The organism is Myxococcales bacterium (assembly GCA_016716835.1).
Classification (GTDB): Bacteria; Myxococcota_A; Polyangia; order Haliangiales; family Haliangiaceae; genus JADJUW01.
In genome coordinates this window covers 758236-774077 of record JADJUW010000002.1, presented here as the reverse complement: position 1 = coordinate 774077, position 15842 = coordinate 758236, and the positions used below count along the sequence as shown (strand labels likewise).

Below are 15842 nucleotides of genomic sequence, written 5' to 3'. Positions count from 1 at the left end.
GAAAGTCTCGCCGGGCTCAATCGTGAATGCCGAGGTAGGCCTTCTTGACGCCCTCGTCGCCTAAGAGCTGCGCCGCGGGCCCGGACATGGCCAGCGTGCCAACCTCGAGGACATAGGCCGTCTGCGCGACATGTAGGGCTTGATACGCGTTTTGCTCGACCAGCAAGATGGTCGTGCCCTCGGCGGCAATCTGGCGGATGATCTCAAAAATCTTCGACGTGATTTGCGGCGCCAGCCCAAGCGACGGCTCGTCAAGCAAGAGCAGCTTGGGGCTCGCCAGCAGCGCGCGCGCAATGGCGAGCATTTGCTGCTCGCCACCCGAAAGCGTGCCGGCATTTTGCGATAGCCGCTCTTTGACCCGCGGAAACAAGGCAAACACCCGTTCGCGGTCGCGTGCGATCGCGGCCTTGTCGTGGCGCATAAACGCCCCGAGCTCGAGGTTTTCATCGACCGTCATGTTGGCAAAGATGCCGCGGCCCTCCGGCGCGTGCGCAATGCCGAGCGCGGCGATCTTGTGCGCCGGCAGGCCGCGCAGCTCGCGACCGTCAAACTTGACGCTGCCGCTGGTAAGGCGCAAGAGGCCCGAGATGCCGCGCAACGTCGTCGTCTTGCCCGCGCCATTGGCGCCGATCAACGTGACGATGGTCCCGGCCTCGACCGCGAACGACACGCCCTTGAGCGCGTGGATGCCGCCGTAGTGGACATTGAGATCTGTGACTTCTAAGAGCGCCATGGGTTCACTTTGCGGTCGGTGGAATGGTGACGCGCGGCAAGGTGGTCGAAGATGCGGCCGCGGCCTCACTCTCAGAGGTGCCAAGATAGGCCGAGATCACCTTGGGATTGCTCTGGACTTCCCGCGGTGAACCCGACGCAATCACCTCGCCATGGTCGAGCACCGTGATGCGGTCGCAAATATCCATGACCAGGCCCATGTCATGCTCAATAAGCAAGATGGCCACGGCAAACTGCTCGCGCAGCATTGAGATCATGCCGCGCATCTCGCGTTTTTCTTGCGTATTCATGCCGGCGACCGGCTCATCCAGGAGCAGCACCTTGGGCTCGGTGGCGAGCGCTCGCGCAATCTCGAGCTTGCGTTGCTTGCCATATGGCAGGTTCTTGGCCTGCTCATCGGCGACGTCGGCGATGCCGACAAGTGTCAGCAACTCCATCGCCCGCTCGCGCATGGCGCGTTCTTCGGCCACCGCCATCGGCGTGCGCAAGAGGGCGCGAAATAGTCCGGTGCTCGCGCGTAGGCTGGCGGCCACTAGCACGTTGTCGAGCACCGACAATTCGGAAAAAAGCCGAATATTCTGAAACGTCCGCGACATCCCTGCCTTGGCAATCGCCGACGGCTTCTGGCCGTCGACCTTGCGCCCAGCCAGCTGCACATGGCCGCTATCGGGCCGATACACGCCCGTCATCAAGTTAAAAATCGTCGTCTTGCCAGCGCCATTGGGGCCAATCAGGCCATGCAGCTCGCCGCGAAACAGCTCGATCGTCACGTCATTGACCGCGCGCAGCCCGCCAAACGACAACGTCAGGTGTTGCGCCCACAAGATGGGGCTCTCTTGCGTGCTGCGCGTGCTACGTGACTTCATGGCGCCACGTCCTTGTCTTGGCTCTGCGCGTCGGTGCCGGCGTCACCGCCCGGCGCGGACGGTGGTTGTGCCGTACGGCGTTTGCGCCACCTAAAGTCCCAAAGCTCGCGCACCCCAAACAGCCCCTGCGGCCGCACGATCATCACCAAGATAAGCGCCAGCGAATAAACGATCATGCGGTAGTCGGCAAATTCTCGAAACACCTCGGGCAAGATCGTCAGCGCCGCCGCGGCAATCACGCAGCCCGAGATCGACCCCATGCCGCCGAGCACCACCATGATCACGACGTCGATGGACTTCAAAAACCCAAGCTCGGCCGGGTTGAGCGCCACGCCGAGCTCATGCGCAAACAGGCCGCCGCCAATGCCGGCAAAAAATGCGCCGAAGACAAACGCCGTGACCTTCGCCCGCGTCGTGTTGACACCCATCGCCTCGGCCGCCACTTCGTTCTCGCGCACGGCGAGCAGCGCGCGACCGTGGCGCGAGGTCTTCATGCGATACGCCACCACCAGCAGCACGGCGACAAAAAGGTAGACGTAGAATAAGCGCGTGTAATTGGGCAGCCCGCTAAAGCCGAGCGCGCCGCCGAGGTTGTCGGTCAGCGACACCATGTTTTCTTTTTGCTGCGCGATTTCTTTTACCGACAGCACGCTCTCGCTGCGCTGCACCAGCACGCGCATGATCTCGCCAAATCCAAGCGTCACAATCGCCAGATAGTCGCCGCGTAACCGCAACGACGGCAAGCCAACTGCGACGCCGGCCAGCGCCGCTAAAAAGCCACCCCACAAGCAGGCCGCAAGAAACAACATATCGCCGCCGCCCATAAAACCGCCATAGACGGCGGGGCTGCCCCATAACGCAATCGAGCCGTAGTACGTAGCGTACGCCGCGCCGTAGCCGCCAATCAGCATAAAGCCGGCATGTCCGAGCGAGAACTGGCCGGCGAGGCCGTTTACGATATTGAGCGACACCGCCAAGATGATGGCAATGCCGACGTCGAGCGCGACCTTGCCCCAATACGCGCCAAGCAATTCCGGCGCAAACAGCTGCAGCGCAAACGCCACGCCAATGCCCGCCGCAAAGGGCAACACCGACTCAATGCTGGCCCAAGCGACATTTGGCTTGTGAAACGCCAGCCTCTCGCGCAGTGGCTTTACGCTCATACCTTCTCCACCACCGCCGTGCCCATGAGGCCGCTTGGCTTAAGCAAGAGCACGGCGATCAGCACGACAAACACGTAGACATCTTTAAGGTGCGGCGACAAATACGCGCTACCAAACTGTTCGACCGCGGCGATAAGCAGGGCGCCCAGCGCGGCGCCGCGCACGTTGCCGATGCCGCCGACCACCGCCGCGACAAAGGCCTTGAGGCCGAGTAACACCCACGCCGAATCGGCCGGCTGCTTGAGCGTGCCGTATTTGAGCGCAAACAAGAGGCCGCCTGCCGCCGCGAGCGCGGAGCCAATCGCAAACGTAATCGTGATGACGCGATTTACCGGCACGCCCATGAGCGAGGCCACCTTTTCGTCGAACGACACCGCGCGCATCGCGCGCCCCAGCTTGGTGCGGTAGACCATCCACTGCAGCACGATCACGAGGAAGATCGTAAGTCCCACCACTACCGCGTCGACGGTGCGGAAATGCACGTCGGCGATGGTAAACAGCGGCCTATCGACGATGAGCGCCGGCATCTTCTCGGGCTGCGTGCCAAAAAACACGTTGAGCTGCCCCGCGTTCTGCAAGAGCAGCGAGACGCCAATAGCCGTGATGAGCACGTTGAGGCGCGGCGCCTGCCGCATCGGCCGATAGGCCAGCATCTCGATGAGCACACCGAGCAGGGCACATGCCGCCATCGACGACACCAAGACGATCGGCAACACGTACCACGCCGGGGCTACGGTCGCCGATGCCACGCCTACGATCGCGGTGGCGAGCGTAAAACTTAGCCACGCCCCAATCGTAAAAATGTCGGAGTGCGCAAAATTAATGAAGCGCAGCACCCCGTACACCAGGCTATAGCCAAGCGCAATGAGGGCGTAGAGGCAGCCAATGGCGGCGACGTTAACTAACGTTTTGAGAAAATCTGTCATTTGTCGTCCAGAGACGGCGCGTGGCCAGTCGACAAGACTGCCTTAGTTGCCGGCAGGTGCAGCTGGTGCCGCGGTTGGGGTCGGAGCCGGCGTCGCGGTGGTCGTCGCCGGTGCCGCTGCCGCGCCATCAGGCGCGATGCTCTTCACAAACACCGTCTTGCCGTCTTTGACTTGCAGAATGGCCACGGCCTTCTTGGCGTTGCGACCTTCGTCAAACGTCAGCACGCCCGTGACGCCGGGAAAATCTTTGGTCGCGGCGATCGCGTCCCGCAACACCTTGCCATCTAGTGAAGCGGCGCGCTCCATGGCGGCGGCGAGCAGCTTCATGGCGTCGTAGCCGAGCGCGGCGAGGCTGTCTGGCACTTGGCCATACTTGGCTTGGTACTTGGCGACAAAGGCCGCCACTTCGGGACGACCCTCGTCAACCGCGTAGTGGTTAGAGTAGTAGCTGCCGTTGAGCGCCTCACCGCCAATTTCGACGAGCTTGGGCGATTCCCAGCCATCGCCGCCAAAGAAGGGCGCCGTGATCCCAAGCTTGCGCGCCTGGTTGGCAATGGTGCCAACGTCGGTGTAGTAGCCAGGCATCACGATAACTTCAGCGCCCGAGCCCTTGATGGTTTGCAGCTGCGCCGAGACATCGGTGTTGCCCTTATCGTAAGCCTGCTTGGTGACCACGGTGCCGCCGGCGGCGACGAACGATTTTTCAAAGTACTCGGCGAGGCCCTTGGAGTACGCTTGCGCTTGATCATAGAGCACCGCGGCCTTGGCATACTTGAGGTCGTTTTTGACAAACCGCGCCTGCACGTCGCCTTGAAAGTCGTCCATAAAACACATGCGAAAGATCATGTTGCCGACCTCGGTGACCTTAGGATTGGTCGACGACGGCGTGATCATGGGCACGCCGTATTGCTGCGCCACGGGCGCGCCCGCGAGCGAAATCGACGACGCGACCTCGCCGAGAATCGCAACGACCTTGGTCTCGGTAATGAGTCGGGTCACCGCGGTGCCGCCTTCGGAGGCCTTGCTGGCCGTGTCGAGCGTGGTGAGTTCGACTTGACGGCCCTTGACGCCGCCCGCGGCGTTGATTTCCTCAAGCGCCATCCGGATGCCATTGTCCGTCGACTGGCCAAACGTCGCCTCAGGGCCGGTCATCGACGCGAAATGGCCGACCTTGATCGGCCCAGACGTGTTCGCTGCTTGGTTGTTCGCGGGCTTGTCTTGTTTGCCCGCGCCCATCTTGTCACAGGCGCCTGCCGCCATCACCACAGCCAGGGCCAGCAGCCCAAGCTTGACCACCGACCAACCCTTTAATTTCACGACCGTTTTTTGCATCAGGCCCCTTGGGTAACCGAGCGGTCTGACACCTGTCAACCGGCCCGGCCCGCTACCCACAGGCGCACGCGCCGGCACCCCGCGATTTTTGGCAATTCTGGCGCCGCCCATAGCCGCCCCCAAGGGGCCATGATAGCTGTCTGGCCTGGAAAACCCCGCGGACTTGGGGTGGACGTAACTAAATGAGCGAAGACAACTCGTCGAGCCCTGATGACCAGCCGGGCACCGCGCCGCCAGCAACCGATGCCGCGACGCCGCCCAGCCCGCAGCCTACCAGTGGGGAGCCCAGGCCTACCGACAGCCAAGCGATCGCGGCCATCCCACGGCGCCGCCATCCCACGCTGTCATTGCCGGCGGAGCACGGCCATGGAGATGGCAATGGTCACCACCGTCCCAAAGGCAAAAAAGAACTTGCGGCGCTATCGCTCGGCGCCTTAGGCGTCGTCTACGGCGACATTGGCACCTCGCCGCTATACGCGGTTAAAGAATGCTTGGGCTACGGCTCTCCCCACGGCGTCGTGGCGTCGCAAGGCAACGTGCTCGGCGTCATCTCGCTGGTCTTCTGGGCGCTCACGCTGATCGTGGTCATCAAATATCTCACGTTTGTGTTGCGCGCCGACAATCGCGGCGAAGGCGGCATCTTGGCGTTGGCTGCGCTGGTGCGGCAAACGCAGCCCACAAAAAACCTTACCAAGCTGTCAATCCCCATCCTGCTCGCGTTATTTGGCGCCGGCTTGCTGTATGGCGACGGGGCGATCACCCCGGCCATTTCGATCTTGGGCGCCATGGAAGGCATCGCCGAAAAAAGCCCGGGCCTGCGCCACCTCATCGTGCCCATCACCGTGGCCATTTTGGTCGTGCTCTTCGCGTTCCAGCGCATCGGCACCGGCAAAATAGGCAGCGTGTTTGGATGGATCGTGATGGTGTGGTTCGCCGCGATTGCCATCGCCGGCGTGCCGCAAATCATCGCCCGCCCCGACATTCTTTACGCCATCAACCCCATCCACGGCATCCGCATGATCGCCGAGAACGGCTGGCACAGCCTCGCGCTGCTAGGCTCGGTGGTCCTCGTTGTAACCGGCGGCGAGGCGCTCTACGCTGACATGGGCCACTTTGGCCGCAAGCCAATTCGGCTCGCCTGGTATGTCATCGCGTTTCCCGCGCTGCTACTCAACTACTTTGGCCAAGGCGCGCTGTTTCTGCAGCATCCCAACACCACCAACCCGTTCTATGCGCTCGTCGATGGCCCCATGCTCGTGCCAATGATTATTTTGGCGACCATGGCGGCGGTCATCGCGTCGCAGGCGCTGATCTCGGGCGTCTTCTCGCTTACCCACCAAGCCATCCAGCTCGGCTATGCACCGCGCCTCACGGTGGTGCATACGTCGGAAAAGGCCGAAGGGCAGATTTACATCCCTGAAGTCAACTACCTGCTAATGGTGGCGTGCATCGCCTTGGTCATCTGGAAGCAAAACAGCTCCGCCCTCGCCGGCGCCTACGGCATCGCGGTAACCGGCACGATGGCAATCACCACCTATCTCATGTTCATCGTCGGCCGGCGCAACTGGCACAAGCCGCTGTGGCAGGTCGGCACCTTTGTCGCGATCTTTCTCATCATCGACCTTGGGTTCTTGTTCGCCAACCTGCCCAAGATTCCGGTCGGCGGATGGTTTCCGTTGGTGGTTGGCGTTGGCGTCTTTATCGTGTTTACCACGTGGTGGCGCGGCAAGCGCGAGCTAGCCGCCATCACCGACGCCGGGAGCATGCCATCGCAGATGTTTCTCGACGACATTCGCGAAACCAAGTTGCCACGCGTCAGCGGCACCGCGGTGTTCATGACGTCAAACTCGGACGGCATCCCGGGTGTGCTGCTTCATCACGTCAAGCACAACAAGGTGCTGCATCGCCAGGTCGTGCTCCTCTCGGTCGCTACCAGCAACAGCCCGTGGATGGCCGGCAATCAGGCGCTCGAGGTCAGGCCGCTCGAACAGGGCTTTTACCGCGTCGTCGTCACCGTCGGCTTTATGCAAAGCCCCAACGTGCCGCGCATCCTGGCGCGTTGCGAGGCCCATGGACTTGTCTGCAACGAGATGGACACGACGTACTACCTCGGCCGCCAAACCCTGGTCATCGTCAAAGGCGGCGCCATGGCGCGTTGGCGCAAGTGGCTGTTTGCGCTGCTGCTGCGCAACGCGCGACCGGCCACCTCGTTCTTCCAGGTACCGCCCAACCGCGTGGTTGAGCTGGGCCTGCAGATCGAATTGTAGCGACGACAACGACGCGCCAGGCCCGTCACCACCGCGGCATACGCGGCGACGGTGCTGGTGGCGCATGACCGCTCGGGATGTGGTACGGGTGCAAACGCACCCATCTCTGGCGGATTCGCGCCACGATTTGACAGGACAACAGCCGATCTCGGAACGTGCATTGACGCAACCGACATGGCCAAAAGAACGCCAATTCGTTTCAATGCCCCCTTGCCGACCGATACGTTCACTTATGTCTTTTTTTAATTTTTTTAAACAAAAAGTTCCTGGTCCAAAAATGCACGACCTGGTCTGGATGTCTACCGACGCCAAAGCGAAGGGATGTCTTTCGCTGTTGGAGTCGTCACCAGATGCCGTTGTCTTGTTTTGGTTTGCTGATACCCGAGCAACCTTTGCCCCGCTAATTCAATCAAAATTTCCGAACATCAAACTTACGCATGCGTTTGATGTGCAACCACACGAAGTGTTCGAGAAGAACGTGATTTTCCTCGAGCACCATCCTATGCGCAGCAAAGAAGCCAATTCTCTTATGGATTGGAAGGCGTCCAACATCTACGTTTTGAGTGCACTTGACGAGGCCCTCTTTCAACAATTCGGCGGCGACAAAACCATTGAACTCATGCGAAAAATGGGGATGCGGGAAGATGAGGCTTTGGAGCACAGCATGATCAGCAGGTCCATCGAACGCGCACAACAGAAGCTAGAAAAAAAGGCGGTCTCTGATGACGCTGCCGGCTCAGCAGCCGAATGGATACGGAAAAATGTAAACCTTTGATCATGGAGACCTCTATGGCTTGTTCAACCACGTGGGTTGATAGGTTGTTGCGATCTGACTTACGTCATTACCCACCGGGGGGATAGGAAATCTCAGGCGGAAATTTCGGCTGGTGGCAGGTGCCGAGCAGGGCAGGAGGGCTGCAACGTGCCGGATCACGGGTGATTTAAAGCCTTCAGAGCACTGATAACGTGAGGACTGGTGGCCCCATCTCCTGGTTTAGCTGGATGGCCTGGCCGCCACGCGCGCCGCCGCGCAACCAGGGGCAGACATGGTCGTGCCAGTGGGCAATGACGGCGCAGCATTTGCATTACTCCCGAATATGACCAATTCCCCTGCCCCGATTCGTCGAAATCTCACGGCCTTCATCGTCTGTTGCTCGCTCGCCATGAGCGCCGCTGGGGCCATTGGCACCGCCGGAGCGGCGCATGCACAGCGCCGGGTTGGGGCAACCGAGGGACCAGTGGCAGCGGCGAACCGTCGGACCTCGGGAACCTCTATGGCAAGTCGCCTTCGCACAAGACTGCAAGCGCGATCTACGGCGAGGAAGCCGGCGGTCATGGAGACGGGCCGCCCCACCAGTAGCCTAAAACCTAGCGTCAAAAAACTAAGCACAATCAAGGGCAAGGTGATTGGCACCGCGATTACCGCAGTCGTTACGGCATTTGGAGCGATGGTTACGTACTACTTTGGCAGGGAAACCGTCGCAATCTTGGACTACGCGAGTCAGTCCGGCGATTCTGGCGCGTCAATCTTTGGCGTCTACACCGCAGGCATGGGCCTAGTGTCGTTGCTGGCAACAGGCGCCCTCGCAGCGATTGGCACCCGATTAACGTGGGCGAAGCCGGGTTCCGAAACGTCAGACGTGGCAGCCAAGTAGCCACTGCCTGCGCTCGGTAAGAAAGTTGCCCAGCGGCGCCGTGACGACGACCTTGATGTCAATCTCAGTGATCTGAGGGCTTAAATTCCCCCGTGATCTCGCCTCTCGTAACCTGCCAGCCCTGCTCGGCTCCTTCCACCCACCGCAATTTCCGCCTAAAATTTCCTATTCCGCCGTGCGGACTCCGCGAGACAAATGTATCCAGTGAATCATCGACAAGCCCCATGTGAGCTTTAAGCGTGGACGCATTTGCAAATAATTCTAGGGCTGTAACACGGCCACTATTTGGCGCATGATTTGCACAACCAACGGCAATGCGTTGTATCCGCTCGCTTACGTCCCTGGGCCTCATTGCAGTGGCGAGCTGCGTCATGCCGGGTTCGTCTGGCGACACTGGCAACATTGATACCGACAAAATCTACAATGGCCGCCTCGCTAACAAAGGCGAATTTCCCAGCGTCGTCGCCATCACCGAAGAAGTCATCGAAGCCGACGGCACCGCGCGGCAATTTTTTCTCTGCACCGGCACGCTCATTACGACGCGCACGGTGCTCTCGGCGGCTCATTGCTTTACGCCGCCAGATCCATCAAAACACTATAACGTGATCTTTGGCAGCCTTGACCCGGCGCATGAAAAAGGCCTGCGTCGTGAAAAAGCGTCTGAAATTATTCTCCATGAAAATTTTCCAACCAGCGATCCCGAACTGCTCGATTTGTCTAACGGTTCCTTAGCGCTCGATTCGGACCTGGCCTTGCTCATCCTGCCAACCGCTATCAACGACATTCATTTGGTACCGCTTAGCGATAACCCTTTGCTTGCGGCGCCTGGCAACATGGTGGCCCATGTGGGCTACGGCCTTGGCAATACCATCCCGCTTACGCCCGCGAGCTCGGGTATCTTGCGTACCGCCACCATCCCGGTTTCCGGCTGCGACGCGCTCGACGACGGCGATTTTGACGAATCGCGGATCCTTTGTTACGCCGGCTTATTTGGCACAATTGGCGACGGCGATAGTGGCGGGCCAGGATTTACCTACGACGACAACTCGAAGCTCGTGCAAGTATCTGTCGGTCACCTCGGCAGCGACGCGTCTGCGCAAGATGTGCAGCTTACGACCTACCTGCCATGGATATTACGGCATCGTAAATAGCGACCCGTGCGCGCTGCCTAGATCAGTGACCTGAAGGCTCTAAATCAACCCCGATCCGGCCTTGTGCAGCCCACCTGACCTGCCACGCGCTTGCCACCCACCGCAATTGCCGCCTGAAATTTCCTATCCCGCGTCGTCGCCGACTGACGCTGCCGCAGGTGATTTTCAGTCAGCCGTGAGCTGAACCGCACTGGCTGACGCGGCGCCCTAAAACCACGAACCGCCGATGCCGAGGCCAATGCTGTTGATCTTCGTGTCGCCGTCTTGGTAGACGCCGGTGCCATAGCGAAATTGCAGATCGAGCGCAAAGCTGCGCTTGGTCATTAGTTCGATGCCGGCGCCAACGAGCATGCCCGGCACGGTGTCGGAAGCAAACTCGGTGTCATCGACGGTTAACTTGACCTGGGCGCCGCCGAGGCCGGCCTGCAACCAAAATCGGTTGCTTACATAAGCGCGAAGCGTGGCCGTGAAAAACGTCTGCGAGATCGAAACCGAACCCGCCAACGGATCGGATTCGGCATGGATGGTGCCCCAGAGGTCACCCGTCAAGACCAAGCGCGGGGTGAGGTAAAACCCGCCATAGAGCGAAATTCCACCAGCCTCAAGGCTGTCGCCACAATCGCGGTACGAGCCGTTGCCATCCGAGTATTCGCATGTCAAGGCGCCGCCATAGAGCGCGCCGCCAAAGGTGCCAGCGCGCGGCTTGGGCGCTAAAGGCGCCGGCCCGTTATATACCGGTTGATAGCCGGGCGGTGGTGGCGCCGGTGGATACCCGGGTTGAGCCGACGGCTGCGCCAAGGCAGCAGACGCCATGCCAAGGCCGAGCGCCAAACCGGCCAGCGGTGCCAAGTGACGGGGGAATATTTTGCGTGTTGAGTGTAACGACATCAATCAATTGTAAGCGAAAATCCGACCATCCCATCGAGTCGACGCGCAATAAGCGTGCGCGTCGTTGCCCCGGTGTGCGATTACTTACATCATGTGACGCATGGCAGCGCTGCTGACAATTGAGGAAGCCCAGGCGAACGTCTTGCGGCTTATCGCTGCGCCGGATGTCGCCGCCGTCGATCGCGTGCCGTTATCCCACGCCAACTGGCGCGTCTGCGCGACCGATCTAACCGCGTCGCAACCTTCGCCGCGCTTCGACAACAGCGCCATGGATGGGTTCGCGGTGCGCGCCGCGGAGACGGCGGCCGGCAGCGCGAGGTTGCCGATTGCTGGCACGGTGGCGGCCGGTGATGCGAACGTCCCTCCTTTACGACCGGGCACCGCCCTGCGCATCTTGACCGGGGCGCCCATGCCCGAGGGCGCGGATGCCGTCGCGATGTACGAGCACTGCGACGAAACCCTTGATGCTGGCGCTAGCTGGGTCACGGTACCCGCAACGCCGCTTGGCCAACACATTCGCCGCCGCGGCGAGGACATCGCCGTCGGTGACCTGCTCTTACGCGCCGGCGCCATGATCGATGCCGCCGATATCATGGTGCTCGCCTCACAAGGTCGCCCGCAGGTGCCGGTGTATCCCCAGCCGCGCGTGGCGATCATCAGCACCGGCGACGAGCTTGTCGAGTTGTCAGAACGGCCAAGGCCGGGCCAGCTCTTTGATGCCAACAGCTATGGCATGGCGGCGCTGGTCAGCAGCTGCGGTGGCCAACCATTTCGCATGGGCATCGCCAAAGATGACGTGGCAGAAATCGCGGCGCAAATCGTTGCCGCTCACGCCGACGCCGTCGTAATCACCGGCGGCATCTCGGGCAGCGAGCGCGACCACGTGCAGGCCGCGCTCGCCCGCGCCGGCGCCACGCTCGACTTGTGGCAGGTAGCGATGAAGCCCGGTAAGCCGTTTGCGTTCGCTCGCCTCGGCCATATTCCGGTCTTCGCCGTGCCTGGCAATCCAGTGTCTGCCGCGACCAGCTTTGAGCTGTTTGTGCGTCCCGCCCTCATGAAGATGATGGGCGCCTCCTCGCTGCAGCGCCCCACCCTCAAGGCGATGCTGACCTCTACCTTGGCTGCGACGGCCGCCCGCGCGCAAGTGGTGCGCCTTAGCCTCGATCTGCGTGGCGGCTCGGTTTTGGCAACGCCCCACCCCAAGCAGGGCTCGGGCATGCTCAGTTCACTCTTGCATTGGCACGCATATGCCATTATGGATGCGCACCAGGCCGCCCGCGCGGCCGGTGAGCAAATCGAAGTCTTCGTGCGCACATGGCCACAACCCCGATAGTTTTTACGTTTCTCGGCGAGGCCGCACGCCGCGCCGATCACGTCGTGGCGCAGCACCTTGGCGTCAGCCGCGCGCGCGCTACCGAGCTCTTTGAAGGCCGCAAGGTGCTGGTCAATCGCGCCAAGGCCACCAAGGGTACGCGCGTCATGCCAGGTGACTCGGTAGAAATTGTCGGCGACACCGCGCCGGTGCTGGATCGATCGGCGGCCCCTGACGCCACCGCCGCGGCGGCGCTGACCATTTTGCAGGTCGAGCCAACGTGGGTCTCCTTCTGCAAGCCCGCGGGCATGCCGACGATGCCACTTACCGGCGGTGAGCTCGGCTGCGCCGCCAATGGGCTGGCCCACTTGTTTCCAGAAATGCGCGCGATTGGCAACGATCCGCGCGAGTGCGGCCTCGTTCACCGGCTCGACACCGGCACCAGCGGACTGCTTGTCGCCGCCCGCACCAGCGAGGCTTGGCATTTGTGGCGCGATGATTTCGCCCACCATCGCGTCAGCAAGCAATACTTGGCGCTCGTCCACGGGCGCGCGCAGGCGTGGGACTGTGAAGCACCGCTGCTGCAACGAGGCAACCACGTCGTCGTCGATAGCGACGGCTTGCCGGCGCACACCGACATCGAGCCGCTCGTCGCGACCGACCACGCCTCACTCGTCTGCTGCACCACCACCACGGGCCGCATGCATCAAATTCGCGCCCACCTCGCCCACCTCGGCGCGCCCATTTGGGGCGATACGCTCTACGGCTCAACCGTCACCGACGGCGTTCCATTTTTTCTCCACGCGTGGCGCATCTTTGCCCCGCAGGCGACCTTGCTAAGCCCTTTACCGCCCCAACGCGTGGCGCAGCTGTCGCCCCACCTACCGGATGTCGCGACCGTTATTGCTAAAATCGCCAGCGGCCACTGGGAATAAACAGAACTCGCAATCTAAGATCCAAAAAGGCGGCGAACAGAAGCGCAGTGCGTGGAGGAGATTTCGGTGCACGCCTGCAGCGATGCCGAGGCGCATCCGTCTGGATGTAACGAGGCTCGCGAAGCCGTACACCGAAAGATTCCCACGCAATGCGCTTCTGTTCAGCGCTTTTTGCTGATCATGCCGCATTGCTCGAGCAAATAGAGCAGGCGCACGACGATGGGTTGCTCCGACTTGTTTCGTTGCTTGACTAGCTGGTTGACGGTCACGGTGCCATTGCATTGGCGGCACACGTCCGCCGTGAGCGGGTGCTCGAATTGCTGCACGGAGACCGGAGGAATGGCCACGGCCTCAAAGCGCGCCTCGCCAAATTTCGTTAACCATTCGTCGATGACGTCGAGCTTCTGCGCCAGCGCACCACCGACCCAGACCTCGACCGGGTTGATCTCGACCGGAAACGCCTCGCGGGGATTTTCGCGGCCGCGATAAAAGCCGTAAGAACCCTTGGACCACGTGCAGACGTCGACCAGCTTGGAGCGCACCTGCAACGTGAGGTGGCGAAACACCTCGAGCGGCTTCATGAGGCCAAGGCCCACCAGCGTGTCGCCAAGCTTGCCGCCGAAATGCGGCATCATCGCTAGCGCCATCGCCAGCTCGCCCGAGGAGACAATGTTGTGGTCGACGAGATAGTTGCCAAACAGCTCGCCCGACATGTTTGACGACACAAACTCGGGCTTGCCGTCGCGAAAGTAGATTTCCTTCTTTATGCCGCCGATGGACACCACGAGCAGCCCCGTGATTTTGCGCATCATGAGGCCAAACATCACGGCCACCGGTGAATAGGCGGCAAACTCGCCGCCTTCATCGGGCGGCTCGACCTGCTCGCCAACCTCGGGCGGCAGCGGCTCGCGCGCTTGTTGCAGCTCGACCATCGGCGGAATAGAGATGCGCGCTCGCGAACGCCGCATCTGCACCGAGGGCGTATCGTCAAAGCTATTGTCGGGATCAAGCGAGGGCTCGGGGACCGCGATCGCAATCGGGGCGGTCACCCGGGCCGCCTCGGGTGGCTTGGTCGGCATGCCGGTCGCCGACGAACGTCGTACCGTCGTAACCACGGTGCGCGGCTTGCTCATAGTGGGCGAACCCGTGATCGAGCCGCTACGCCCGGTGCCGGCATGCGTCGCCCCGCTGGCGTTGGCGCTCGCGGTCGCGCCGGCATTGGTCTCGGGACGAGGCGACCCGGTGATGGAACCGGAGCGTGGAAAGACGCTGCTAATATCTCCGGTCAGCGTGCGGGCGGTGGTCTTGCGATAGGTCTCGGCGTGCGGTGTCGCCTTGATCATGCCAGGGTCAGATTTCGCATCGGCGAGGATTTCCGCCGGCAGCATGAAGTCGGCGCCTTGCAGGGGATTGGGGTTGCCGCCGTCGGTAGCCGCCGCCAAGGCCGCATCAATCGACGGGAAGCCCGCATTTGAGTCATTGTCCCTCGCGACGCGGGGCGCGCTGCCCGTGGCGATCGGCGTGGTTTCGCGCGGCGCAGGGACGGCATTGGTCGCCGTGGCGTGCTCGTTGGGCACGGCCTGCACCACCGCGAGATTAGCAGCCACCGAGGCGCCGGCGGATTCTTGCCGTCGCTTGGTCGCCTGCTCGTGCAACGTCTCGACAAAGGCGCCAAGCGATTGCGGCGTCACGCGCAGCCGCTTCTCGTACATCCATTCGCCTAACGCGTCGCGCATCTCGGCAGCCGACTGGAAGCGCTCGTCCAGCGATTTGCGCAGCGCGCGGCGCAAGATCTCGTTGAGCCCATCTTCGATCTCGGTGCCAAACTGGTCAAGCCGAGTCAGCTTGGCATCGCGCACCATGAGCAGCACGTCGAGCTCATTGGGCGCGGTAAAGAGCCGGCGACCGCACAGCATTTCGGCGAGCAAGATGCCGACCGAGAACACGTCGCTGCGACCGTCGAGCGGCTGCTCGGTGACCTGCTCAGGCGACATATAGCCATACTTGCCCTTGAGCGTGCCGCTCTTGCTCTTGTGCGCCTTGCCGGCATTGTCCATGCGCGCAATGCCAAAGTCGACGAGCTTGACGTCGCCGCGGCGGGACAACAACACGTTGGAAGGCGAAATATCGCGATGCACGATGCCAAAGGGCGTGCCGTCATCATCGGCCAGGCTGTGGGCGAAATCGAGCGCGTCGAGCACCTCGTGCGCCACCCATGCCGCAATCCCGACCGGTACTTTTTGCTTGCGATGGGCGCATTCGCGCAACATGGCGAGGCAGTCGATGCCGTCGATATATTCCATCGCGATGAACAACGAGTCATCGACGCGACCAAGCTCATAGGTCTGTGCGATCTTTGGGTGCACCAGCCGTGCCGTGAGCTTGGCCTCGTCGATAAACATCGCGTTGTAGTTGGCCTCGCGCGCCAAATGCGGTAGCAGCCGCTTGATGATCACCTTGCGGACAAAGCCATGGGCGCCGTCCATGGTTGCCAAGAAGAGCTCGGCCATGCCGCCGACCGCAAAGCGCTCGAGCAGCTGATATGGCCCGTACTGCATCGGATACTCGTCTGCCACGCCTCGACTATATTAACATTCCCGCCATCGCCACGGCGA

The 15842-nt window shown here is 61.6% G+C and carries 13 protein-coding genes; 6 read left to right on the top strand and 7 right to left on the bottom strand.

Annotation, left to right across the window (positions count from 1 at the left end):
• Positions 1-16: 16 nt before the first annotated feature.
• The 5 genes from IPL79_18150 to IPL79_18130 are packed head-to-tail and all read right to left on the bottom strand — an operon-like array spanning position 17 to position 5019.
• A complete protein-coding gene (locus IPL79_18150) occupies positions 17-733 on the bottom strand; it encodes an ABC transporter ATP-binding protein (protein ID MBK9072900.1) in 717 nt (238 codons plus the stop codon).
• A gap of 4 nt (positions 734-737) precedes the next feature.
• Positions 738-1598, bottom strand: coding sequence for an ABC transporter ATP-binding protein (locus tag IPL79_18145; protein MBK9072899.1), 861 nt, complete (start codon positions 1596-1598; stop codon positions 738-740).
• Complete coding sequence (locus tag IPL79_18140) at positions 1595-2761, bottom strand: branched-chain amino acid ABC transporter permease (GenBank protein ID MBK9072898.1); 1167 nt, start codon at positions 2759-2761, stop codon at positions 1595-1597. Before IPL79_18140 ends, IPL79_18145 begins: the two co-directional genes overlap by 4 nt.
• Complete coding sequence (locus IPL79_18135) at positions 2758-3687, bottom strand: branched-chain amino acid ABC transporter permease (protein ID MBK9072897.1); 930 nt, start codon at positions 3685-3687, stop codon at positions 2758-2760. Before IPL79_18135 ends, IPL79_18140 begins: the two co-directional genes overlap by 4 nt.
• Positions 3688-3729: 42 nt before the next feature.
• Complete coding sequence (locus tag IPL79_18130; protein ID MBK9072896.1) at positions 3730-5019, bottom strand: ABC transporter substrate-binding protein; 1290 nt, start codon at positions 5017-5019, stop codon at positions 3730-3732.
• 182 nt (positions 5020-5201) lie between these two features.
• Between IPL79_18130 and IPL79_18125 the strand changes: the two genes are divergently transcribed.
• The 4 genes from IPL79_18125 (at position 5202) to IPL79_18110 (ending at position 10092) form a co-directional block, all read left to right on the top strand.
• Positions 5202-7286 (top strand): potassium transporter Kup, encoded by a 2085-nt coding sequence (locus tag IPL79_18125; protein ID MBK9072895.1) that lies wholly within the window; start codon positions 5202-5204, stop codon positions 7284-7286.
• A 232-nt stretch (positions 7287-7518) separates the two neighbouring features.
• Positions 7519-8061: a hypothetical protein gene (locus IPL79_18120; protein ID MBK9072894.1), complete on the top strand. Its 543-nt coding sequence runs from the start codon at positions 7519-7521 to the stop codon at positions 8059-8061.
• A 559-nt stretch (positions 8062-8620) separates the two neighbouring features.
• Complete coding sequence (locus tag IPL79_18115) at positions 8621-8941, top strand: hypothetical protein (GenBank protein ID MBK9072893.1); 321 nt, start codon at positions 8621-8623, stop codon at positions 8939-8941.
• Positions 8942-9255: 314 nt separating this feature from the next.
• A complete protein-coding gene (locus IPL79_18110) occupies positions 9256-10092 on the top strand; it encodes a trypsin-like serine protease (GenBank protein MBK9072892.1) in 837 nt (278 codons plus the stop codon).
• Positions 10093-10299: 207 nt separating this feature from the next.
• Here IPL79_18110 and IPL79_18105 read toward each other — a convergent pair whose 3' ends face one another.
• Entirely contained in the window at positions 10300-10980 is a 681-nt protein-coding gene (locus IPL79_18105; protein ID MBK9072891.1) for a hypothetical protein, read from the bottom strand.
• A 100-nt stretch (positions 10981-11080) separates the two neighbouring features.
• Here IPL79_18105 and IPL79_18100 point away from each other — a divergent pair, with 100 nt between their 5' ends.
• Positions 11081-12313 carry a molybdopterin molybdotransferase MoeA gene (locus tag IPL79_18100; GenBank protein ID MBK9072890.1) on the top strand — a complete coding sequence of 411 codons (1233 nt, stop codon included), beginning with the start codon at positions 11081-11083 and terminating at the stop codon, positions 12311-12313.
• Positions 12295-13227, top strand: a complete 933-nt coding sequence (locus IPL79_18095) for an RluA family pseudouridine synthase (protein ID MBK9072889.1) — start codon at positions 12295-12297, stop codon at positions 13225-13227. Before IPL79_18100 ends, IPL79_18095 begins: the two co-directional genes overlap by 19 nt.
• Positions 13228-13388: 161 nt before the next feature.
• Here IPL79_18095 and IPL79_18090 read toward each other — a convergent pair whose 3' ends face one another.
• Positions 13389-15803, bottom strand: a complete 2415-nt coding sequence (locus tag IPL79_18090) for a protein kinase (GenBank protein ID MBK9072888.1) — start codon at positions 15801-15803, stop codon at positions 13389-13391.
• Positions 15804-15842: the final 39 nt, after the last annotated feature.

Bases quoted from the DNA above. Each gene is read 5' to 3' on its own strand.
- IPL79_18150 (MBK9072900.1), bottom strand. From the start codon at position 733: ATGGCGCTCTTAGAAGTCACAGATCTCAATGTCCACTACGGCGGCATC.
- IPL79_18145 (MBK9072899.1), bottom strand. From the start codon at position 1,598: ATGAAGTCACGTAGCACGCGCAGCACGCAAGAGAGCCCCATCTTGTGG.
- IPL79_18140 (MBK9072898.1), bottom strand. From the start codon at position 2,761: ATGAGCGTAAAGCCACTGCGCGAGAGGCTGGCGTTTCACAAGCCAAAT.
- IPL79_18135 (MBK9072897.1), bottom strand. From the start codon at position 3,687: ATGACAGATTTTCTCAAAACGTTAGTTAACGTCGCCGCCATTGGCTGC.
- IPL79_18130 (MBK9072896.1), bottom strand. From the start codon at position 5,019: ATGCAAAAAACGGTCGTGAAATTAAAGGGTTGGTCGGTGGTCAAGCTT.
- IPL79_18125 (MBK9072895.1), top strand. From the start codon at position 5,202: ATGAGCGAAGACAACTCGTCGAGCCCTGATGACCAGCCGGGCACCGCG.
- IPL79_18120 (MBK9072894.1), top strand. From the start codon at position 7,519: ATGTCTTTTTTTAATTTTTTTAAACAAAAAGTTCCTGGTCCAAAAATG.
- IPL79_18115 (MBK9072893.1), top strand. From the start codon at position 8,621: ATGGAGACGGGCCGCCCCACCAGTAGCCTAAAACCTAGCGTCAAAAAA.
- IPL79_18110 (MBK9072892.1), top strand. From the start codon at position 9,256: ATGCGTTGTATCCGCTCGCTTACGTCCCTGGGCCTCATTGCAGTGGCG.
- IPL79_18105 (MBK9072891.1), bottom strand. From the start codon at position 10,980: ATGTCGTTACACTCAACACGCAAAATATTCCCCCGTCACTTGGCACCG.
- IPL79_18100 (MBK9072890.1), top strand. From the start codon at position 11,081: ATGGCAGCGCTGCTGACAATTGAGGAAGCCCAGGCGAACGTCTTGCGG.
- IPL79_18095 (MBK9072889.1), top strand. From the start codon at position 12,295: ATGGCCACAACCCCGATAGTTTTTACGTTTCTCGGCGAGGCCGCACGC.